The 20,594-nt window shown below is 44.1% G+C and carries 20 protein-coding genes; 7 read left to right on the forward strand and 13 right to left on the reverse strand.

What is annotated here, in order from left to right:
* Position 1: 1 nt before the first annotated feature.
* The 6 genes from smc to yycF all read right to left on the reverse strand — a co-directional run bounded on the left by smc (position 2) and on the right by yycF (position 7,654).
* Positions 2-3,538, reverse strand: a complete 3,537-nt coding sequence (smc, locus tag K4H96_RS00975) for a chromosome segregation protein SMC (RefSeq protein ID WP_227956317.1) — start codon at positions 3,536-3,538, stop codon at positions 2-4.
* A complete protein-coding gene (gene rnc, locus K4H96_RS00980) occupies positions 3,529-4,227 on the reverse strand; it encodes a ribonuclease III (RefSeq protein WP_002899941.1) in 699 nt (232 codons plus the stop codon). Before rnc ends, smc begins: the two co-directional genes overlap by 10 nt.
* A gap of 121 nt (positions 4,228-4,348) precedes the next feature.
* Positions 4,349-4,708 carry a DUF454 family protein gene (locus K4H96_RS00985; protein ID WP_049547911.1) on the reverse strand — a complete coding sequence of 120 codons (360 nt, stop codon included), beginning with the start codon at positions 4,706-4,708 and terminating at the stop codon, positions 4,349-4,351.
* A gap of 92 nt (positions 4,709-4,800) precedes the next feature.
* Entirely contained in the window at positions 4,801-5,601 is an 801-nt protein-coding gene (locus tag K4H96_RS00990) for an MBL fold metallo-hydrolase (RefSeq protein ID WP_223337090.1), read from the reverse strand.
* 9 nt (positions 5,602-5,610) lie between these two features.
* Entirely contained in the window at positions 5,611-6,960 is a 1,350-nt protein-coding gene (gene vicK, locus K4H96_RS00995) for a cell wall metabolism sensor histidine kinase VicK (protein ID WP_223314160.1), read from the reverse strand.
* The gene (yycF, locus tag K4H96_RS01000; RefSeq protein ID WP_223337091.1) at positions 6,953-7,654 is read right to left on the reverse strand and encodes a response regulator YycF; all 702 of its coding nucleotides are present in this window, start codon (positions 7,652-7,654) and stop codon (positions 6,953-6,955) included. Before yycF ends, vicK begins: the two co-directional genes overlap by 8 nt.
* A gap of 339 nt (positions 7,655-7,993) precedes the next feature.
* Here yycF and K4H96_RS01005 point away from each other — a divergent pair, with 339 nt between their 5' ends.
* From K4H96_RS01005 to K4H96_RS01025, 5 genes are all read left to right on the forward strand, one after another.
* Positions 7,994-8,755, forward strand: coding sequence for an amino acid ABC transporter ATP-binding protein (locus K4H96_RS01005; protein ID WP_002894934.1), 762 nt, complete (start codon positions 7,994-7,996; stop codon positions 8,753-8,755).
* 14 nt (positions 8,756-8,769) lie between these two features.
* The gene (locus K4H96_RS01010) at positions 8,770-9,582 is read left to right on the forward strand and encodes a transporter substrate-binding domain-containing protein (RefSeq protein WP_223337092.1); all 813 of its coding nucleotides are present in this window, start codon (positions 8,770-8,772) and stop codon (positions 9,580-9,582) included.
* Between the two features lie 12 nt (positions 9,583-9,594).
* A complete protein-coding gene (locus K4H96_RS01015) occupies positions 9,595-10,275 on the forward strand; it encodes an amino acid ABC transporter permease (RefSeq protein ID WP_002906090.1) in 681 nt (226 codons plus the stop codon).
* A 10-nt stretch (positions 10,276-10,285) separates the two neighbouring features.
* Entirely contained in the window at positions 10,286-10,945 is a 660-nt protein-coding gene (locus K4H96_RS01020) for an amino acid ABC transporter permease (RefSeq protein ID WP_002912899.1), read from the forward strand.
* 108 nt (positions 10,946-11,053) lie between these two features.
* Positions 11,054-11,452 (forward strand): hypothetical protein, encoded by a 399-nt coding sequence (locus K4H96_RS01025; RefSeq protein WP_223337093.1) that lies wholly within the window; start codon positions 11,054-11,056, stop codon positions 11,450-11,452.
* Positions 11,453-11,490: 38 nt separating this feature from the next.
* Here the strand turns inward: K4H96_RS01025 and K4H96_RS01030 are convergent, their stop codons facing one another.
* Positions 11,491-11,868, reverse strand: a complete 378-nt coding sequence (locus tag K4H96_RS01030) for a carboxymuconolactone decarboxylase family protein (protein ID WP_002899930.1) — start codon at positions 11,866-11,868, stop codon at positions 11,491-11,493.
* 77 nt (positions 11,869-11,945) lie between these two features.
* Between K4H96_RS01030 and K4H96_RS01035 the strand changes: the two genes are divergently transcribed.
* Positions 11,946-12,308, forward strand: a complete 363-nt coding sequence (locus tag K4H96_RS01035) for a MerR family transcriptional regulator (RefSeq protein WP_223337094.1) — start codon at positions 11,946-11,948, stop codon at positions 12,306-12,308.
* A gap of 54 nt (positions 12,309-12,362) precedes the next feature.
* Here K4H96_RS01035 and thrS read toward each other — a convergent pair whose 3' ends face one another.
* The 6 genes from thrS to ccpA form a co-directional block, all read right to left on the reverse strand.
* Positions 12,363-14,306: a threonine--tRNA ligase gene (thrS, locus tag K4H96_RS01040; RefSeq protein WP_223337095.1), complete on the reverse strand. Its 1,944-nt coding sequence runs from the start codon at positions 14,304-14,306 to the stop codon at positions 12,363-12,365.
* Positions 14,303-14,995: an AAA family ATPase gene (locus K4H96_RS01045; RefSeq protein ID WP_185758705.1), complete on the reverse strand. Its 693-nt coding sequence runs from the start codon at positions 14,993-14,995 to the stop codon at positions 14,303-14,305. The genes thrS and K4H96_RS01045 overlap by 4 nt, the downstream gene beginning before the upstream one ends.
* A gap of 211 nt (positions 14,996-15,206) precedes the next feature.
* Positions 15,207-15,689 (reverse strand): hypothetical protein, encoded by a 483-nt coding sequence (locus K4H96_RS01050; RefSeq protein WP_223337096.1) that lies wholly within the window; start codon positions 15,687-15,689, stop codon positions 15,207-15,209.
* Between the two features lie 71 nt (positions 15,690-15,760).
* Positions 15,761-17,083 carry a glycosyltransferase family 4 protein gene (locus K4H96_RS01055; RefSeq protein WP_061595105.1) on the reverse strand — a complete coding sequence of 441 codons (1,323 nt, stop codon included), beginning with the start codon at positions 17,081-17,083 and terminating at the stop codon, positions 15,761-15,763.
* 1 nt (position 17,084) lies between these two features.
* Positions 17,085-18,083: a glycosyltransferase family 4 protein gene (locus K4H96_RS01060; RefSeq protein ID WP_223337097.1), complete on the reverse strand. Its 999-nt coding sequence runs from the start codon at positions 18,081-18,083 to the stop codon at positions 17,085-17,087.
* A gap of 246 nt (positions 18,084-18,329) precedes the next feature.
* Positions 18,330-19,334, reverse strand: coding sequence for a catabolite control protein A (gene ccpA, locus K4H96_RS01065; protein ID WP_002894913.1), 1,005 nt, complete (start codon positions 19,332-19,334; stop codon positions 18,330-18,332).
* Positions 19,335-19,495: 161 nt separating this feature from the next.
* Here ccpA and K4H96_RS01070 point away from each other — a divergent pair, with 161 nt between their 5' ends.
* Positions 19,496-20,578 (forward strand): M24 family metallopeptidase, encoded by a 1,083-nt coding sequence (locus tag K4H96_RS01070; protein WP_223337098.1) that lies wholly within the window; start codon positions 19,496-19,498, stop codon positions 20,576-20,578.
* Positions 20,579-20,594 lie beyond the last annotated feature (16 nt).

Genomic DNA, 20,594 nt, shown 5'->3' on the forward strand with positions numbered 1-20,594 from the left:
TTTACATACTTTCTAAATCTTTTAACTTGACTGAGACAATCTTGGAAACGCCAGACTCCTGCATGGTAACTCCGTAAATAGAGTCTGCTGCTGACATGGTTCCCTTACGGTGAGTGACCACGATGAACTGACTATCCTTGTCAAATCGATTGAGATAATCCCCAAAGCGTTTAACATTCGCCTCGTCCAGCGCTGCTTCCACCTCGTCCAAGATGACAAAAGGAATGGTCTTAACGCGGATGATAGAGAAGAGCAGAGCCAAAGCTGACAAGGCCTTCTCACCACCGCTCATCAGATTGAGCGACTGGATTTTCTTGCCAGGTGGCTGAACAGAGATTTCTACACCAGCCGTCAGCAAGTCTCCCTCCGTCAATATCAGGTCTGCAGAACCACCGCCAAACATCTGACGGAAAGTCACCTTGAAGCTTTCACGAATGGCTTCAAAGGTTGATTTAAAGCGTTCCTTAACTTCGTCATTCATCTCTTCAATCGTCTCTAATAGCAGATTTTTAGCTGATAGGACGTCGTCTCGTTGCTCATTGAGGAAGTTCAAACGGTTGCTGACTTCTTCAAACTGCTCGACTGCTTCCAGATTGACCGGACCTAAAGCTCGAATGGCTTTTTCCAAATCCTTCACCTGGCTTTCAGCAGCTGGTAAACTTTCTAACGGACGAGCCTGGCTGCTTGCTTCTTCGAAGCTCATCTGATAGTCATCTGTCAGATTGCTTGCCAGACGGCGCATGACATCCATGAGCTTATCCTTTTCTGCCTCTGCTTTAGCCTGCCGACGAATCAATTCTTCATTTTGATGACGGGCTTGCTCCAAACGACTGGCAATATCGTCAGACTGACCTTCTAAATCTTCAAGCTCAAATTTCAGGCGAATCAGCCTTTGATCCAGCTCAGTCTTTTCTTGCTTGGCGGTCTCTAATTGCTCTTCCAGAATCGTAATATCCACCTTTTGCAGGCTGGACTGCTCCTTTTGCTCCATCAAAAGCTCCAAGGTCGCCTGCTCTTTTTCAAGGCTGGCTTTTTCCTCGGACAGACGTTCCAAGTCATTCTTTTCAAAGCGTTGGTTGGAGGTCAGCTCTGTACGCTGGAGCTTGAGTTCAGCTAAACGAGAGGAAAGCTTGTCAAAACGAGCCTGAACTGCATCTTTGTTTGACTTAACCTGCTCTATTTCCGCAGTGATGTCCGTTTTTTCTTGCTCAATCTCAGTCAAGCGGGTCTGCAGTCGCTCTTTCTCTTCCGAAATATCCAAAGCAGACTGACCAGCCAACTCCTGTTCCTGTAGATTTTTCAGGCTTGTGAGTTCTTCTACGCGCTTGGCTAACTGTTCATAGGCTAGATTAGCCTTTTGCTCAGCTAAACGAGCCTGCTCACCATCTGTCTTGATTTGTTCCAATACCTGCTTAGCCTGACTTAGCTGGTTTTGCAGAATTTGCACTGCTTCTTCCTGCTCTTTCAAGCTGACATTTTTCTGCTTTATCTCCTCAAGCAAAGCATCTAGCTCCGGCTTGATAAAGATAGTATTGTTATTGCGGTTGGCACCACCAGCATAAGAACCTCCAGTCCGAAGCTCTGTTCCATCCAGAGTCACCATGCGAACCTGATAGCGTACTTGACGAGCTGCCGCTCGGGCATGCTCCACTGTATCAAAAATAGCGGTCGTTCCCAGCAGATTTTGAAAAATGCTGTCTAACGATGAATCATAGCTGACCAGAGAAGAAGCCAGTCCCAGAAAACCAGCACTTTTTTCAATCGTAGCACGGTTATGGTCAGGCAGCTGACGCGGCTTGATGGTTGTTAAAGGCAGGAAGGTTGCCCGGCCAGCCCGATTTTTCTTCAGAAATTCGATAGCCCGAGTCGCAGCCGCCTCATCTTCTACGATGATATTCTGACTGCTGGCTCCCAAGGCAATTTCCAGCGCTGTCTGATAGTGGGGATCAAAGCTAAGCTTTTCGCTAACAGCTCCAACAATGCCACCTAGACGGCCTGCCTCCTGCAGCACACTCTTAACCCCAGCATAGAAATTGCTGTGATTTTTGAGAATGGCTTCCAAACTATTAGAACGTGCCTGCTTGTTTTTGAGGTCGTCCAAAAGCTCAAACATCTTAGTCTGCTGATGCTTATAGTCAGCCTCTAGCTTCTCTACCAACTGGATCTGACTCTGGTAGTCAGCCAGTAGGCCCTTGAGGGCTTGGCGAGCAATTTCCAACTCTTCCAAACCAGCCTGCTCCTGAGTCTGACTAGCCTCCAAATCAACCTGCAGCTTAGCATAGTCTGCCTTCTTGCTCTCAGCTAGTTTAAGCTCGCTAGCCATCTGGCTCTCCAGAGAAGTCAAGTCATTAGAAAGATTTGCCTCTTCCTGCATGAGCTTGACATACTGCTCACGCAGATGTTCAATCAGCTGGTCTGGATCATCTGAAAAGTCTGCTAATTCTGCTTCCAAAGCAGCGATAGACTCCTCATTGTCACTCAGTTGGGCAGCTATTTGGCTCAATTCAGCCTGCTTGTCTTCTATGTTGCTTTCTATCTGAGCCAGTTTTTCTGACAGAGCGGCCAAGCGTTCTTCATTTTCCCGACGGCTGGTCGCTGCCTGGCTGGACTCCAACTTAGAAAGATCAATCTGACGCTCCAAATCACTGATTAAGCGGGTCAATTCCAGCAAACTAGCCTGATTATCAGACAAAGTTTGATTGAGCTCATGACGCTTGGCCTTCAAGGTTTGATTTTCAACTTCCAGCTCATCGCGCTTGCTATAGTAGGCTGCTAGCTCCTGCTGGATATTCGTTAAATCTTCTTCAGCCTGGGTCAGTCTTTCCTTATTAGCTGTCAACTGAGCGACCAAAACATCCAAGTAAAGCTCTCGGCGCTGGCCATCCAGACTCAAGAAGCGCTTAGCAGTTTCAGCCTGCTTCTCCAAGGGCTTGACCTGGCTCTCCAGCTCGTAGATAATGTCTTCCAGACGGTCCAGATTATCCTGAGTTTGACTAAGCTTGCTTTCCGTTTCTTTGCGACGTGTCTTATACTTAAGCACTCCAGCCGCCTCTTCAAAGATTGCCCGGCGTTCCTCGGGCTTGCTGTTAAAGATTTCTTCAACTTTCCCTTGGGAAATGATGGAGAAGGAATCTCGTCCCAGCCCAGTATCCATGAAGAGATCATGGACATCGCGCAGACGGACTTTTTTACCGTCAATCTTATACTCACTGTCACCGCTGCGGTAAATGTGACGCTCCACCCGAATCTCATTGGCAGCATCCTTGATAAATTGGTCACTGTTATCCAGAACCACTACCACTGATGCGTAATTTAGTGGCTTGCGGGTTTCTGTTCCCGCAAAAATCACATCGGGCATCTTGCCGCCCCGCAGACTTTTCACACTGGACTCTCCCAAGGCCCAGCGCAGGCTCTCCGTAATATTGGACTTGCCGGAACCATTTGGCCCAACAACCGCTGTCACTCCCTGATCAAAGACAACTTTAGTCTTGTCAGCAAATGACTTGAAGCCCTGAATTTCAATTTCCTTTAAAAACATGAAGAACTTTCCTTTTCAAATGCGTTTTTAGCAGCTTCCTGCTCGGCCAGCTTTTTAGAACGCCCCTGGCCTTGACCGGACTTGCGACCATTGATGAGAACGGCCACCTCGAAATTTTTAGCATGAGCTGGCCCTGTCTCGGAGACGACCTGATAGGTAATTTCCACATCACCATTAATCTGCAACAACTCTTGCAGCTTGGTCTTATAGTCCGTCACCCGCTCAAAATCTCCCGCTTCCACCTTGGGAATCATGACTTGATAGAGAAAGCTTTTGACTGCTTCCACACCCTTATCTAAGAGCAAGGCGCCTAAAAAGGCCTCGAACAAATCACCTAAAATCGTATCACGATTACGGCCGCCAGACTTCTCCTCTCCACGTCCCAGCTTGATAAACTGATCAAACTGACAATCTCGGGCAAAGCCTGCCAAGCTCTCCTCCCGAACAATCATGGAACGCAGCTTAGACAGGTCTCCCTCTGGCCTCTTAGGATACTTGGTATAAAGATACTCCGAAATAATCAGTTGCAGAACAGCGTCTCCTAAAAATTCCAAGCGTTCATTGTGTGAAATTTTTAAGAGGCGGTGCTCATTGGCATAGCTCGTATGGGTAAAAGCCGTTTCCAACAAGGTCTCATCAGAGAAGACCAAGTCAAACTGCTCCAGCAATGCTTTTTTCAAATTTTCCATTACTATTTTACATCATGCTGACTTCAGTCAGATAAGCAGCATGATACCTTTTCCTTTCCAAAGATATACAGTCTCTATTATAACAAAAAACAGGCGCAAACGCACCTGCTGACAGTGATTTCTATTCCTTATCCGGAATTACTTTAAACAAATAATAGGTGATAAAAACGGTCAGACCCAACAGTCCAATCTTAACCCAAATAATAGGCGCTAGAAAAATGGAAATCCCCATCAAGATATAGATGGAAACGATAATCTTTTTCTTACGCTCCTTGGCAATCGTTCCCGTCTCTCGAAAATCTGCCACATAGATTTGGTACATCTTGGTATGATAGAGCCAATTCTCAAAACGCTTGGAACTGCGCGAAAAGCAGGCAATGGACAAGAGAAGAAATGGTGTCGTCGGCAGGAGAGGCAGAAAAATCCCTAAAACTCCTAACCCTAAAGATAAGAGACCTACCACAAAGTAAATTGGACGCATACAAGCTCCTTTGCAAAATAAAAACCCTTGCTTTTTAAATATATAATGGATACCGCACTAGAGCAAGAAAACCAAATTTTTTAGTTCGATTTTTAAATATTCGTCAAAGGTGTCGCGGTATCAGGCGAGGTATCATAGACCTGGAAATCGTGGCCGACTGCCATATCGGCTTGAGCCAGTTGATTGACCATGGTCATATGAGCCAATTCCTTGATATTATTTTCCTTACTGAGATGTCCCAGATAGATTCGCTTGGTGCGATTGCCCAGAGTCCGAATCATGGTCTCCGCTCCGTCTTCATTGGACAGATGGCCCATATCAGACAGAATCCGCTGCTTGAGACTCCAAGGATAGGCACCGCTGCGAAGAATTTCAATATCATGGTTGCTCTCAATCAAGTACCCGTCAGCATTTTCGATAATCCCAGCCATCCGGTCACTGACATAGCCCGTATCCGTCAGCATGACAAAGCTTTTGTCATCCTTCATGAAGCGGTAAAATTGTGGACAGGCTGCGTCATGACTGACACCAAAGCTCTCCACATCCAAGTCTCCAAAGGTCTTGGTCTTGCCCAATTCAAAGATATGCTTTTGACTAGCATTCAGCTTGCCCAGGTCCTTTTCCATAGCCTTCCAAGTGGCCTCATTAGCATAAATATCCAGATGATACTTGCGAGCCAATACACCAACACCATGAATGTGATCCTTGTGCTCATGGGTCACTAAAATAGCATCCAAATCCTCAGGCTTGCGGTCAATTTCGCCCAGCAAGCTCGTAATTTTCTTGCCTGATAAGCCAGCGTCAACCAGAATCCGCTTTTGGTCTGTTTCCAGATAGAAACAATTACCGCTTGATCCTGACGCCAGAATACTGTATTGAAATCCTTTAGTCATGTTTACTTTCTATATATCATCTTCATTATCCCAGTCGTCATCCCGGACACCATCATTCTCATAAGGCAAGACAATGGTAAAGGTCGAGCCCACACCATACTCACTCTTAGCCCAGATAAAGCCCTGATGCTGCTTGACAATTTCCTTGGCAATAGCTAGCCCTAGACCCGTTCCACCCTGTGCACGGCTACGTGCCTTGTCCACTCGATAAAAGCGGTCAAAAATCTTAGGCAGGTCCTGCTTGGGAATCCCCAGACCTTCATCCGCAATCGAGAGAATCAACTGCTCATCAGTTGTCTTGATGGAAACAGTAATGGTTCCACCATCTGGTGAATACTTGATGGCATTGTTCATGATATTATCAATGACCTGGGTCAGCTTATCTGTATCAATCTCCACCCAGATCGGTGTTATCGGATAATCACGGATAATCTCATATTTCTTAGTCTCGTCTTGGTTTTTTATCTTGTCAAAGCGATTGAGGATAAAGGTAATAAAAGCCGTGAAATTCGTCAGCTCCACTTCTAGATGACTGGTCTCATTGTCAATGCGTGACAAGCTGAGCAAGTCCGTCACCATCCGCATCATGCGGTTGGTTTCATTGAGCGATACCTTGACAAAGTCCGGTGCTACTGGCTCAGACAAAGCTCCCTCATCCAGGGCTTCCAGATAGGACTTAACACTGGTCAGCGGAGTCCGCAACTCATGGCTGACGTTGGAGACAAAGAGTCGACGCTCCCGCTCTTCCTTGTCCTGCTCTGTCGTATCATGCAAGACAGCTACCAAACCAGAAATGAAGCCCGACTCCCGCCTTACCAAGGCAAAGCGAACCCGCAAGCTCAAATACTCACCATTTTCATCCTGAGAATCTATCGTCAGCTCAGGAACATTGGTAATCAGATCCCTCAAATCATACTCGTCTGAAATCGAAAGCAGATCCAAAATACTCATATTTTGGACCTCATCTCTCTTAACTCCCAACTGCTTGGTTGCCATATCGTTGATAGTGATAATCTGCCCCCGACGGTTGGTCGCAAGCACGCCATCTGTCATATAGGACAGGATACTGGAAAGGCGTTTTGTTTCTTGCTCAAGGTTTTCATGTGTCAGTCGAATGACCTCTGAGAGGTCATTGATACTGTTGGTCATATCTGTGATTTCCGGACTTCCCTGCATGTCCAGCACTTCAGAATAGTCACCTGCAATCAAATCTTTAACCTTTTGATTAAGCTGTACAAGCTTTTGGTTATCCCGGCGATTTTCCAATAAAAGCAAGGCCACAACTACAATGAAGCCGATAATAATGATTGCAAAGACAAAATCCGCAGAAATCACAAATTGTTTAATTGCTTCAATCATTATTTCTCATATAATAGCCAACTCCGCGGCGAGTCAAGATGTACTCAGGCCGGCTTGGCGTATCTTCAATCTTTTCACGTAGGCGACGAATGGTCACATCGACTGTACGGACATCGCCAAAATAGTCATAGCCCCATACTGTTTCCAGCAAGTGCTCACGTGTCATCACTTGTCCGATATGTGTCGCCAAATGGTGAAGCAACTCAAACTCACGGTGGGTCAGCTCCAGCTCCTTGCCATGCTTCTTAGCAACAAAAGCATCTGGCAAAATCTGCAGTTCCCCAATGGTCAACTCGTTTGGGCCACTTTCTTCTAATTGGTTTTCCACAACAAGGTCTGCCCGACGAAGAAGTGCCTTGACACGCGCCTGCAGCTCACGATTTGAGAAAGGCTTGGTCACATAGTCATCAGCACCAATTTCAAGGCCGATAACCTTGTCAAACTCACTGTCTTTAGCAGACAATACAATAATCGGAACATTGCTGGTCTTGCGAATAGTCCTAGCCACTTCCAGTCCGTCCACTTCTGGCAACATCAAGTCCAGAATCAAGATGTCTGGCTGTTCTGCCTCAAACATTTCCAAGGCTTCCTTACCATCAAAAGCAGTCAAAACCTCATAGCCTTCCTTGGCCATATTAAACTTAATAATATCTGAGATTGGTTTCTCATCATCTACAACTAATATTTTCTTCATATGTTCACCTTAACATAAGATTGGGATTGAATCAACTCCATGATAGAAAAGTTGTGACATAGTCAGCTAAGTCGTCCTGCATCAAAACGTGCAAAAGGCAATCTAGTTTGCCTAGCTAGACTCCCAATCCAATTTTATTTATTTATATAGTCTTATTATACCAAAGTTTTCTTAAAAAACACTAATTCAAGCCATTTTTATTCCACATTTGTAGAAAATGGACGATTCTCATCAAAAAAATTTCTCTCTGAATAAAAATAGTCATTTTTATTCAATTTGACAGTTTATTTATTCTATGGTAAAATCTATGTCATATTATCTAACACAAAGGAGAAAGATATGGCTTTAGTTGAATTTAAAAATGTCGAAAAGTATTACGGAGATTACCATGCTCTGCGCAATATCAATCTCAGTTTTGAAAAAGGGCAAGTAGTTGTACTGCTGGGACCATCTGGCTCAGGAAAATCTACTCTTATCCGTACAATCAACGCTTTAGAAGGCATTGATCAGGGAAGTTTGATTGTCAACGGCCACGAGATCGTGAACGCTGCTGCCAAAGATCTGGTCAACTTACGCAAAGAAGTCGGAATGGTCTTTCAACACTTTAATCTTTACCCCCACAAAACGGTGTTAGAAAATGTTACCTTGGCGCCTATTAAAGTTCTAGGAATGGATAAACAAGAAGCTAAAAAAATCGCTCAAAAATATCTAGAATTTGTCAACATGTGGGACAAGAAAGACTCTTACCCAGGCATGCTGTCCGGTGGACAAAAGCAAAGGATTGCCATTGCCCGCGGTTTAGCCATGCATCCTGAGCTCTTGCTCTTTGATGAACCAACTTCTGCCCTAGACCCTGAAACAATCGGGGATGTTCTGGCTGTTATGCAAAAATTAGCCAAAGACGGCATGAACATGATTGTGGTCACACACGAAATGGGCTTTGCCCGTGAGGTAGCTGACCGCATTATCTTCATGGCAGACGGTGAGGTGCTAGTGGATACTACTGATGTTGATGCTTTCTTTGACAATCCTACTGAACCTCGCGCTAAGCAGTTTCTCAGTAAAATTATCAACCATGAGAGTGATAACGTGCTTTCTTAGAAAGGAGAAGAACTATGAAATTACAAAAAATACTCATCAGCCTACTCTTACTCCTTCTGACTCTAGGCTTGATTCACGCCGCTCCTGCACAGGCCGATTCCAGTACCAGCCAACAGGTCAAGGCTATCCAGAAACGCGGAGTCCTCAATGTCGGTGTCAAGCAGGATGTACCTAACTTTGGTTACCTCAATCCTGATAGCAATACTTACAGCGGCTTAGAAATCGATATTGCAAAGAAAATCGCTAAGGAACTAGGCGTCAAAATCAACTACGTCCCAGTTACCGCACAAACACGCGGACCACTTCTGGACAACGGACAAGTTGACATGGTCATTGCGACCTTTACCATCACAGATGAGCGTAAGGAAATCTATAATTTCACAACCCCTTACTACACAGATGCTTCTGGTTTTCTAGTTAATAAATCTAGCAAAATTACAGACGTTAAGGACTTGAATAACAAGACTATTGGCGTCGTTCAAGGCTCTATCACTCAGACCTTGCTAGAAGAAATCGCCCAAGAGAAAAAGCTCAACTTCAAATATGTGGAGTTAGGCTCCTATCCTGAACTTGCTGTTTCCTTGCGGGCTCACCGTATTGATGCCATTTCTGTTGATAAGTCCATCCTGACCGGCTATGTAAGTTCCAAGTCAAACATTCTGGATTACAGCTTCAAAAAAGCCGATTATGGTGTGGTAACAAAAAAATCCAATACTCAATTGAATGACTATGTAGATGGCCTAATCTCTAAATGGAAGGAAGACGGCAGTCTACAGAAAATTTATGACAAATATGATTTAAAACCATCTACTTCAACGGATGATTAGAAAGGAGACCCCATGAGTTTTAGTATTTCTTCTTGGCAGGCCTACTTTGCGGACTTTGGCAAGTTTTTCCAAGGATTCCTCTTTACCTTAGCTATTTCTATCGGTGCCCTGACCTTGGCTCTTTTACTAGGGATTTTCTTTGGAGCTATCAGCACAGGTAAGCATAAAGTTCTACGTGGTCTAGCTCGTGTTTTTGTTGAGTTTTACCAGAATACACCACTCTTAGTTCAATTTGTAATTGTCTTTTACGGTCTTCCGCTAGTCAGCAATTACACCATCATGCCCTCAATCTATTGGACTGCGGTGCTCTGTGTAGGACTGTACCACGGTGCTTATATCGCTGAAGTTATTCGCTCAGGTATCCAGTCCATTCCTCGTGGACAGACTGAAGCTGCACTATCTCAGGGCTTTACCTATGTAGAAACCATGCGATACATCATCCTACCTCAAGCTTTTCGGATTATCCTGCCACCGTTAATCAATCAGGTTGTCAATCTGATAAAAAACACTTCTACCGTCGCTATTATCTCTGGTATGGATCTGATGTTCGTGACCAAGTCCTGGTCTGCTCTGAATTCCAACTACATCCCAGCCTTTGCTGGAGCAGCTTTGCTCTACTTCCTCCTTTGCTTCCCAATCGCTAGCTGGGGACGTAAGGTAGAGGAAGCTAATAAACAAGCTTACAGCATCTAAGGAGGTCTCTATGGAAAATATTTTAAAAGTCTTAACCGCAAACAACCTCCTCTTTATCCTTAAGGGGCTCTGGCTGACGCTGCAAATTTCTTTCATTTCCATTGTCCTATCCACGATTTTTGGAACTATTCTAGCAGTCATGCGAAATGGAAAAAATAAACTGCTCAAGCTGATTGCCAGCATTTACATTGAATTTGTCCGTAATGTACCCAATCTGCTCTGGATTTTCACCATCTTTTTAGTCTTTCAGATTAAGTCAACGCCAGCCGGTATCATCAGCTTCACTGTCTTTACTTCTGCTGCTTTGGCAGAAATTATCCGAGGCGGCCTCAATGCCATTGACCCAGGTCAGACTGAAGCTGGCTTATCTCAAGGATTTACCCAGTTTCAGATTTTGCGTTATATCATCCTACCTCAGGCTATTCGGAAAATGCTGCCAGCCATCATTTCTCAGTTTGTCACAGTGATTAAGGATACCAGCCTTCTCTATTCTGTTATTGCGCTCCAAGAGCTCTTTGGTTCTGCTCAAATTCTGATGGGACGCTATTTTGAAGCTGAACAAGTCTTCGCGCTCTACCTATTAGTAGCAGCCATCTATTTCCTGATTAACTTCGCCATTTCCAGCTTCTCGCGCAAGCTATCCCAACGCTGGGCTCAAGCTGCAGAATAGATAGCTCAAATACAGAACTGCTTTCTAAAAGTTGAGTTTACCAACTCAGCTTTTTTATTTTTAATATTTGTGGTAGAATAATATCAAAGGATAGACAAGGAGAACGATATGAAAAAACTAACATGGCTTTTCATCACTTTCTTAACAGCAATCTTTCTCAGCGCCTGCGGTCAGCACACTAGCTTCCAGGGAAAATGGAAGGCTCAGAAAGCAAATGGAGAGAACATTGACATTGTCTTCAATGACAAGACAGGCAAGCTAGGCGATAAAGAATTTCACTATAAGATAGATAAGTCAGGCTACCAAGATAACACTAAATATTACAGTATCACTGTCAGCGACACCTATCACTACACCATCCTTTTCCCAGATGATGATATGAAAATAGCTACTCTTCTAGAACCTGATGACCCGTCTAGCGACCCTCTCTATGGGGAAATGCTCTATGCCATGAACCGAAATGAGTATCCTGATTTTGATGATTATGTGGATAAATACTTGAATTAAAACTAGAAAGACCACTGATGTAATCAGCGGCCTTTTTATTACTCTTTTTTAAATAGTTTGTCAGCTAGAAAAACAGCATTTAGTACCCTAGGAAATCCGACGTAAGGGATGCATTGCAAAAAGCATTCTATAATCTTTTCGGGGGTTAAGCCAACATTTAAAGCCGCTTGAATATGTACTTCCAGCTGTGCTTCACAACCTCCCTGTGTCAAAAGGCTAGCAAGAGTGACGATTTCTCTCTCCTGTAGATTCAGTCCCTCCCGACTATAGATATCGCCAAAAGCAAATTCTACAATATAGTCTCCTAGATCGGGAGCTATTTCTTTCAGAGAGGAAATGACCTTCTCACCGCCCTCACCATCAATCTGATTGAGTCTTTCCAATCCACGTTCAAATCGCTTATTTTTCATTTGCATTTACCTCCTTAAACGATTACAATGTCATTATAAATCTTAGACCATACTCTAAGTCAAGAATTCAAAGGAGGTTTTTTATGAAAATCGGTCTATTTGCCCAAAAAGTTAATTTATCAACGCATACGCTCCGATATTATGAGAAACGAGGATTGATTAAAGTTGATAGAGATCAAAGCGGTCAGCGTTTCTATGATGAGAACAATCTTGCCTGGGTTCAGTTTATCCAGCGTTTAAAAGATACGGGTATGCATTTGAAAGATATTCAGAGATATGCTGACTTACGCTGCCAAGGTGATGGCAGCCTGAAAGAACGCTTAGAAATGCTGCAGAAGCACCGCAGCTTTGTTCAAGAACAAATTAAAAATTGGCAAATGTCACTTAAAAAATTAGATAATAAAATTGAATGGTATCAAGCAGAAATCAGGAATCTTCCTAAATAATCTATAAACGAAACCCGAGCCAATTGCTCGGGTTTAATCGCTATCTAATGAGTTCTACTTTTCAAGGCGGGATTTGCTGGCAATGTCTGCTAGGATTTGCTCTACAAATTCGTCTACTGGTATTGTATGTGTTTCTTTTTGACCGTAGCGGCGGACATTAACAGTACCGTCTTCGACTTCCTTGTCACCAACGATGAGTTGATAAGGAATCTTGCTAGTTTGTGAGGCACGAATCTTGTACTGCATCTTTTCATTACGCTCATCCACATCAGCACGTACACCCTTGTCACGCAGCTTTTTAGCCACTTGCCAAGCATAGTCAATATGGGCTTCGTTAGAAACAGGAATCAAAGTCACTTGATGCGGAGCCAGCCAGGTCGGGAAGGCACCCTTGTAATTTTCAATCAAGATGGCCGTGAAGCGCTCCATGGTTGAGATAACCCCACGGTGAATCATAACTGGGCGATGCTCTTCACCGTCAGCTCCGACATACTTGAGGTCAAAACGCTCTGGCAAGAGGAAGTCCAGCTGGATAGTTGACAGGGTTTCTTCATTTCCTAGGGCTGTTTTAACCTGGATATCAAGTTTAGGGCCGTAGAAGGCTGCTTCTCCTTCTGCCTCAAAGTAGGCCACACCCATTTCGTCCAAGGCTGCTCGCAGCATGGTTTGGGCATTTTCCCACATCTCATCGTTATCAAAATACTTATGCGTATCCTGAGGGTCACGAAGAGACAGGCGGAAACGATATTCTGTCAAGTTAAAATCAGCGTAAACGTCGATAATCAACTGCAGCGCACGCTGGAATTCTTCTTGGATTTGTTCAGGAGTAACAAAGAGGTGACCGTCATTCAAGGACATTTCGCGTACACGTTGAAGACCAGTCAGGGCACCAGATTTTTCGTAACGGTGCATCATACCAATCTCAGCGATACGGATTGGCAGCTCACGGTAAGAGTGAACATGGTGTTTATAGACTTGGATGTGGTGAGGGCAGTTCATCGGACGCAAAACAAACTCTTCCCCATCACCCATATCCATGGTTGGGAACATATCCTCTTGGTAGTGCTCCCAGTGGCCAGAAGTCTTATAGAGTTCCACCGAAGCCAAAGGCGGAGTGTAGACGTGTTGGTAGCCTGAAGCCAACTCTTTATCAACGATGTAGCGCTCCAACTCGCGACGGACCGTCGCACCATTTGGCAGCCAGAATGGCAAGCCTTGACCCACTTCTTGTGAAATCATGAAGAGATCCAGCTCTTTACCTAACTTACGGTGGTCGCGTTCTTTAGCCTCTTCCCGCATTTGCAGATATTTCTTCAGGTCTTTCTTGTCAAACCAAGCAGTACCATAGACCCGCTGCATCATAGCATTGTCGCTGTTCCCGCGCCAGTATGCACCAGCCACGTTCAAGAGATGGAAGATTTGGATTCGACCTGTAGATGGAACGTGAGGCCCACGGCAGAGATCCACATATTCACCCTGACGGTAGATGGTCAAACCGCCCTCATCTTCTGAGTGCTCTTCAATCAATTCCAACTTGTAAGGATCGTTTTTGAAAATTTCACGCGCCTCATCCTTGGTCACTTCCTCACGGATGGACGGGAAGTTTTCTTTGACGATTTTCTTCATTTCTTCTTCGATACGAGGCAGGTCTTCATTTGAAATTTGCCCTGCTTCATTGTCCGTATCGTAGTAGAAACCATCCTGAATGGCAGGACCAACGCCCAAGTGAATATCTGGGAAAAGACGGCGAGCTGCTTGTGCAAACAAGTGGGCTGCAGAGTGACGCAAGATATCTAAAGCATCTTCGTGGTCAGGTGTCACGATTTCAATGGCACCATCTTCAGTGATGGCACGAGTTGTATCAATCAGTTTGCCATTGAATTTACCAGCCAAAGCTTTTTTAGCCAGGGAATTGCTGATAGATTGAGCAATTTCAAAAGTTGTAACGCCAGACTCGAATTCACGAACAGCGCCATCTGGGAAAGTAATCTTAATCATGTGTTTTCTCCTTTAATATCTATTCTATTTATATTGGACAATTTAAAGATTCGAGCAATCTCTTCCGCAGTCTGCTTTTCTGATTGACGACCATCTGTCATGAGACTAGAATAACCTAATTTCATCGCTTCCTTACGAACCATTTGAGCAAAAAGAATGTCTCGCTGCATCCAGTTTTCAAAGGCTTGCTCAGGATTGGTTGTTCCCTCTAAGACATAAGGAACCCATTCTCTCTGTCTATAATGCTTTTTCTGAAAATCAGCTGTCGGAGTCAAGCATAGATAAGAGGGCACTGGGCATTCAAGCTCCTTTACCAAGTGAGGCAAAAGTCCTGCCCCCTCCACCAAGAGAGGTCTATCTTGATTTTTTATCAAGTAAGATTTTACATAAGGAAAAATCTCTTCATAAAAGCGCCATTCTTCATCTGCCATCTCTTCTGGATTTCTCATCCAGATTTGTTCCGGATTTCTGTCCTGTCTAAGAAGGCAAATCGGCTGTGAGTCTGCACTTGCTTGACTCATCATCTCGTCTACCAAATCATCCAGTTTGATATGAAGCAGCTGATACTGTCTAGCAAGAAGTGAAGCAATTGTTGACTTCCCACTACAAGGCGATCCGCCAATCATATAAAGCACCATTCTCCCTCCTTCTGACAAAAGAAAAACGACATCCTCAAAAGGACGTCGCAACGTGGTTCCACCTTCATTTATGCAAGTCAAAAGACTCACACCTCGAATCGGCTCTAACGTAGCCACCGTTTTATGTTTGCATAAAAGCTGATAGAGTAGTCCCAACTGCATCCTCTACGCGATTTCCAGCTCCACGCGCTCTCTAAAAGATTTCCTGCAGGTGATTTGTCTCTAGAAAACATTATAGCACGATTGGAGAAATTTGCAAGGGCTATTGACCATCAAAACCAGAAAAACGATTTAGAGCCTCTTGACTCAAAGTGGCTGCTTGACGTTTTTTACGGTGATCCTCCGCCAAGAGAATTCCTCCCAAAGAAAGGAATAACAAGACATGAATATCCCTAGCATTATAAAGCGTGGAAGTGATTGGATTATAAAGCCTATCTCCCGAGAAAAAAAGGCCGTCAAAAAAGTTTTTGAATAGGTAATAATAATTGACCCCCGGAATCAAAAGAAGAAAGGGCAGTGAAAAACCTTGCATCCGAGTATTTATATAAACAATTACTGCGCCAATTAAAGGAAGTAGCAACATATAATAAAATGAATTAAGATTAGAAAGCCAGCTCAAATCCCTTTCTATACTTTCTGTATTTTCTATAAAATACTGCCAAATTTGATTCCAAATCAAGTCCGAACCGATGACAATGCCATAAAACAAAAGCAACAAAGGCAGCTGTTTGAGATATTTTTTCATAAGAGCTCTCCTCTATTTCTAAACAAAACCTTGCATAAATAGCTATTGCCGCAATGATGCAAGGCATGTTTCTATTCTAATAATTTAGTAATATTCCTGATTTTTTTCACTTGCTTACTTGAAGCTTTGAGGATACGAACGGAGCCATTGATTGGTAGAGAAATGACTTTTCCAGGCAGATAAGCCACTGTCTTGGCCAGACGCTTGGCAGCACTTTCCTCTGGGCTAAGCTCGTTATGGAAGTCCTTGGAAATGGTTAAATCCAAATAAAACTCATAGACTCTGCGGCCAAAATTCTCCGCTGAAATCTCGTAGAGCTTGTCTGCTAACTTCTGCTCATCCATGTCAGGCGTCGCAATAATTGCCTCTAAAATAGCGCCTGATAAATCACGCTCTTGGTAATAAAGGGTCCCAAAAATCTTATCACTGATAACATTATCCAGATAAGGATTTCCATGGGCAATAATCGGTGTGCCGCTGGCTAAGCTTTCCAGATAAGTCAGACCTTGGGTCTCACTGGTTGAGGCAGAGATAAAGAAATCCGCAGCTTTATAGTAAAGGGCCGTATCACTAGGAGCAATCATCCCTGTAAAGATGACAGCTTCTTCAATCTGAAGCTTGGCAACCAGTTCTTTCAAGTCTTCCGCATAGGGGCCATCGCCGACAATGACTAGCTTGACTTTGTCATTTTCTTCAAGGACAGTAGGCATCGCCTCAACGATAGCTTGGATATTCTTTTCATAAGAAATACGGGACAGACTGAGCAGCATAATCTCATCTTCAGCCAGTCCTAGCTTGAAACGGAGCTTCTTGATATCCTCACGCGAAATTTCCGGCCGCTCAAACTTCGCCAGCTCAATCCCTGTCGGAATCACCCGTTTTTCTGCTTCGATTTTATAATTAACCAAGAGGTCATAAACAATCTCGCTAGGGCAGATAACCCCATCCAAGTCACTCATGAAGCCACGGACGATATATTTGACCATGCTAGGACGGATGACCATCCCCTTAGCAATATAGTGCACATAATCTTCATATTGGGTATGGTAGGTATGTACTACCGGAATCCGAAGCTCTTTAGCAATCCAAATCCCCAGCAGCCCTAGTGAAAACTCAGTCTGGGTATGGATAATGTCCAGCTGGTACTGACGGGCAATTTCTAGCGCATGAGAAAATCCTCGATAAGCCACTCTTCGATCCTTAAAGGCAAAGAAAGGTACGCTGGGAATCCGAATAATTTGCCAATCCTCATAACGATTGACATCCTTGTCCGTCGTTGTAAAAATAAATACCGTGTGACCTAATTTTTCCAGCTCCGTCTTCAAAGTCCGAATACTGGTAGCAACCCCAGAGACCTGAGGAAAATAGGTATCTGTAAAAAGACCAATACGCATCTTACATCTCCAAAACTGTTTGATAAGCCTTAACTAACTGATCTGCAACATCGTCAATAGAGCGACTTTTAGCCACCTGATAGCCTGCTTCGCGCTTGTCCACCTTTTTATCCAAGATATTTCTCAGAGACTGGACAAACTCGTCTACGTTATGGCAGAGCTCGGCTGAATGCTCATCTACCCAGCCATGATAGACCGGGATATCACGCAGCACAACATTCTGCTCACTGGCCAAGGCTTCCAGGACAACAATTCCTTCTGTTTCCTCATAGGACGGGAAAAAGAAAGCATCTGCTCCAGACATGGCTCCCTGAAATACCGCTCCCTTAAAATAACCAGGGAATTCGACATTATCAGGATGGTCAAAGAGAACCAGCCGGCGAATCTTGCGCGGAATCAGCCAGAGATTGATAGAGCCCAGCCAGATAAAGCGTACATCTGGCATCCTGCGGGCAACCTCTACAAAATCCTCAATCCCCTTGCGGCGGAAATAAAGGCCAGCACAGACAACCACCTTCTGCCCCTCTTCAATCTTGAAGTACTTTTTAAATACTTCTTCCTTGCGAGCATCTTTCTTATACTTAGGCAGGTCAATGCCGTTTGACACAGCCACCATGGGTGTAGTGACCCCATAAGACTGGATCAGCTGCTTGGAATACTCCGATGGCGTGATAATGAAATCCGCCTTTTTATACATGTGAGTCAGATATTTACCAAAAAGCGGAGCAAAGAGATTGGAACCAATAAAGGAATTTTCAAAGTCCTCCTTGGTCGAATGCCCATGCATAATCACTTTTTTATTGCCCCTCTTGGCAGCATGCAGAAGAAGCAAGCTACGGGGACCATAGGTATTGATGTGGACCACATCATAATCTCCTAAAACGTCCGTCGTATAAGGAATCCCAGCCAAATCCAAGGCATGCATCTGATGCTGGAGGGCTCGGCCGATTCCTGATTTCTCCAAAACGGACTTTCCTTCAAGATACAGTAATACTTTCATACTTCCTATTATACCTAAAATAAAATAAAAAGGAAAACCACAAGGGCAAATGAGGTAAAAAATCCATCCAAAGCCTGATAAGGCTTAGAAAACTTCTCTAACTGAACGGAAACACAAAAAAGCTGAGGTATAGTACCTCAGCCTCGCTTCATAATCATAAAACTCTCTTAAAGCAGTCATTGACTTAGTCTCTTCACTCGCTTTTCAAGTTCAGAGAAATTCCTAATCAGTCTTGCAGAACACCGCTTATTTCCGAGTTGATTTACGCTCGCTAATGCTGTGAGCTAGGAGAACTTCGCGTTCTTCCAATTCTTCCTTATGCATAATCTTAGTCAGCATGCGCATACTGATAGCGCCGATGTCATAGAGGGGCTGACCGATTGTGGAAAGGTTAGGACGAGTGAAACGAGCTACTTGCGAATCATCACTGGTAATGATTTCAAAATCTTCTGGAACCTTGATGCCTTGATCAGACAGACCATTTAAGAGGCCTGCTGCCAATTCATCTCCTGTGACAAAAGCTGCAGTTGCTTTGGAAGCAATGACACGCTCCGCCAAGTGGTAGCCATCATCATAAGAATATTTAGACTCAAAAACCAAGCCTTCGCTGTAAGAAAGCTTCTTGTTCTTCAAGCCATCTTTATAGCCTGATAGACGGATTTTCCCGTTGATATCATCTACAAGTGGTCCGCTGACAAAGGCAATTTTCTTATTGCGTTTAGCCAGTAATTCTACAGCATCAACCGTTGCTTGCTTGTAGTCAATATTGACGCTCGGAAGTTGATGCTCCACATCGACAGTACCCGCCAAAACGACCGGTGTACGCGAACGTGAAAACTCTGAGCGAATTTTCTCTGTCAGATGATAGCCCATGAAAATAATGCCATCCACCTGTTTAGAAAATAGAGTATTGACAACGGAGACTTCCTTATCATCATCCTCATCACTGTTAGCCAAGACAATGTTGTATTTATACATTTCAGCAATATCATCAATCCCTTTTGCCAGAGTTGAGAAATAGCTGTTGGTAATATTAGGAATGACAACGCCGACGGTTGTAGTCTTCTTGCTGGCTAGTCCACGTGCCACTGCATTTGGGCGATAGTCAAGACGATCAATGACCTCTAAAACTTTTTTACGTGTGTTTTCTTTGACGTTCTTGTTTCCATTCACTACTCGACTGACTGTCGCCATCGAAACTCCCGCTTCACGGGCGACATCATAAATCGTTACTGTGTCGTCTGTGTTCATATAGTTTCCTTTCTTCTATTGAAAATATCGTTTTCACTTTCCTACATTCACCATTTTATCACTTCTTGTAAACACTTTCAAGTATTTTGATAAGTTTTGAAAAGTCTTGCTTTTTTTGACATTTTTTGCCAAAATAGAGGCATAGAAAGAAGGTTGTGACCATGACAAAAATCCAACAAATCACCCACTATCTCGAGAATGAGAAGCTAGATGCCGCTGTTCTGTCTGATCCAGTCACTATCAATTATCTGACTGGTTTCTACAGCGATCCGCATGAGCGGCAGATGTTTTTGTTTGTCTATCCTGACCATGAGCCCCTGCTCTTCGTTCCTGCTCTAGAGGTTGAGCGCGCTTCAGGAGCTGTTCCCTTTTCAGTCCTTGGCTATATAGACTCGGAAAATCCTTGGCAGAAGATTAAAGCAGCCCTGCCGGATCACTCCTTCAAGACTGTCGCTCTTGAGTTTGACAACTTGATTTTGACCAAATATCATGGATTGAAAACTGTCTTTGAATCTGCAGAATTTGCCAACCTGACTCCTTACGTCAACCGCTTGCGCCTGATTAAGTCTGCCGATGAAATCCAGAAAATGCTAGTAGCTGGCCAATATGCTGACAAGGCTGTTAATATTGGTTTTGACAATATTTCACTGGAAAATACCGAAACGGATATCATCGCTCAGATTGACTTTGCCATCAAGCGCGAAGGCTATGAGATGAGCTTTGAAACCATGGTACTGACGGGAAATAATGCAGCTAATCCGCACGGCATTCCCGGAGCAAATAAGGTCGAAAATAACGCCCTCCTCCTCTTTGACCTTGGCTGCATGGTCAATGGCTATGCTAGTGATATGACGCGGACTGTTGCTGTTGGCCAGCCGGATCAGTTCAAAAAAGATATCTACCATCTGACCTTAGAAGCCCAGCAAGCTGCTCTTGACTTTATCAAGCCAGGCGTCACAGCTCATGAAGTAGATCGCGCCGCTCGGCAAGTTATCGAAAAAGCTGGCTATGGTGAGTATTTCAACCACCGCCTTGGCCACGGTATCGGTATGGATGTTCACGAATTCCCATCTATCATGGAGGGCAACGACATGGTCATCGAAGAAGGCATGTGCTTCTCTGTTGAGCCTGGTATTTACATCCCTGGCAAGGTCGGTGTCCGCATCGAAGACTGCGGCCATGTCACTAAGAATGGTTTTGAACTCTTCACCGAAACTAGCAAGGACTTGCTGTATTTTGAATAGAATTTTATAAGCCTAT

The organism is Streptococcus sanguinis, from assembly GCF_020729765.1.
Classification (GTDB): domain Bacteria; phylum Bacillota; class Bacilli; order Lactobacillales; family Streptococcaceae; genus Streptococcus; species Streptococcus sanguinis_Q.

Excerpts from the sequence above, each read along its gene's own strand:
- smc (WP_227956317.1), bottom strand. The coding sequence starts at position 3,538 with ATGTTTTTAAAGGAAATTGAAATTCAGGGCTTCAAGTCATTTGCTGAC.
- rnc (WP_002899941.1), bottom strand. The coding sequence starts at position 4,227 with ATGGAAAATTTGAAAAAAGCATTGCTGGAGCAGTTTGACTTGGTCTTC.
- K4H96_RS00985 (WP_049547911.1), bottom strand. The coding sequence starts at position 4,708 with ATGCGTCCAATTTACTTTGTGGTAGGTCTCTTATCTTTAGGGTTAGGA.
- K4H96_RS00990 (WP_223337090.1), bottom strand. The coding sequence starts at position 5,601 with ATGACTAAAGGATTTCAATACAGTATTCTGGCGTCAGGATCAAGCGGT.
- vicK (WP_223314160.1), bottom strand. The coding sequence starts at position 6,960 with ATGATTGAAGCAATTAAACAATTTGTGATTTCTGCGGATTTTGTCTTT.
- yycF (WP_223337091.1), bottom strand. The coding sequence starts at position 7,654 with ATGAAGAAAATATTAGTTGTAGATGATGAGAAACCAATCTCAGATATT.
- K4H96_RS01005 (WP_002894934.1), top strand. The coding sequence starts at position 7,994 with ATGGCTTTAGTTGAATTTAAAAATGTCGAAAAGTATTACGGAGATTAC.
- K4H96_RS01010 (WP_223337092.1), top strand. The coding sequence starts at position 8,770 with ATGAAATTACAAAAAATACTCATCAGCCTACTCTTACTCCTTCTGACT.
- K4H96_RS01015 (WP_002906090.1), top strand. The coding sequence starts at position 9,595 with ATGAGTTTTAGTATTTCTTCTTGGCAGGCCTACTTTGCGGACTTTGGC.
- K4H96_RS01020 (WP_002912899.1), top strand. The coding sequence starts at position 10,286 with ATGGAAAATATTTTAAAAGTCTTAACCGCAAACAACCTCCTCTTTATC.
- K4H96_RS01025 (WP_223337093.1), top strand. The coding sequence starts at position 11,054 with ATGAAAAAACTAACATGGCTTTTCATCACTTTCTTAACAGCAATCTTT.
- K4H96_RS01030 (WP_002899930.1), bottom strand. The coding sequence starts at position 11,868 with ATGCAAATGAAAAATAAGCGATTTGAACGTGGATTGGAAAGACTCAAT.
- K4H96_RS01035 (WP_223337094.1), top strand. The coding sequence starts at position 11,946 with ATGAAAATCGGTCTATTTGCCCAAAAAGTTAATTTATCAACGCATACG.
- thrS (WP_223337095.1), bottom strand. The coding sequence starts at position 14,306 with ATGATTAAGATTACTTTCCCAGATGGCGCTGTTCGTGAATTCGAGTCT.
- K4H96_RS01050 (WP_223337096.1), bottom strand. The coding sequence starts at position 15,689 with ATGAAAAAATATCTCAAACAGCTGCCTTTGTTGCTTTTGTTTTATGGC.
- K4H96_RS01055 (WP_061595105.1), bottom strand. The coding sequence starts at position 17,083 with ATGCGTATTGGTCTTTTTACAGATACCTATTTTCCTCAGGTCTCTGGG.
- K4H96_RS01060 (WP_223337097.1), bottom strand. The coding sequence starts at position 18,083 with ATGAAAGTATTACTGTATCTTGAAGGAAAGTCCGTTTTGGAGAAATCA.
- ccpA (WP_002894913.1), bottom strand. The coding sequence starts at position 19,334 with ATGAACACAGACGACACAGTAACGATTTATGATGTCGCCCGTGAAGCG.
- K4H96_RS01070 (WP_223337098.1), top strand. The coding sequence starts at position 19,496 with ATGACAAAAATCCAACAAATCACCCACTATCTCGAGAATGAGAAGCTA.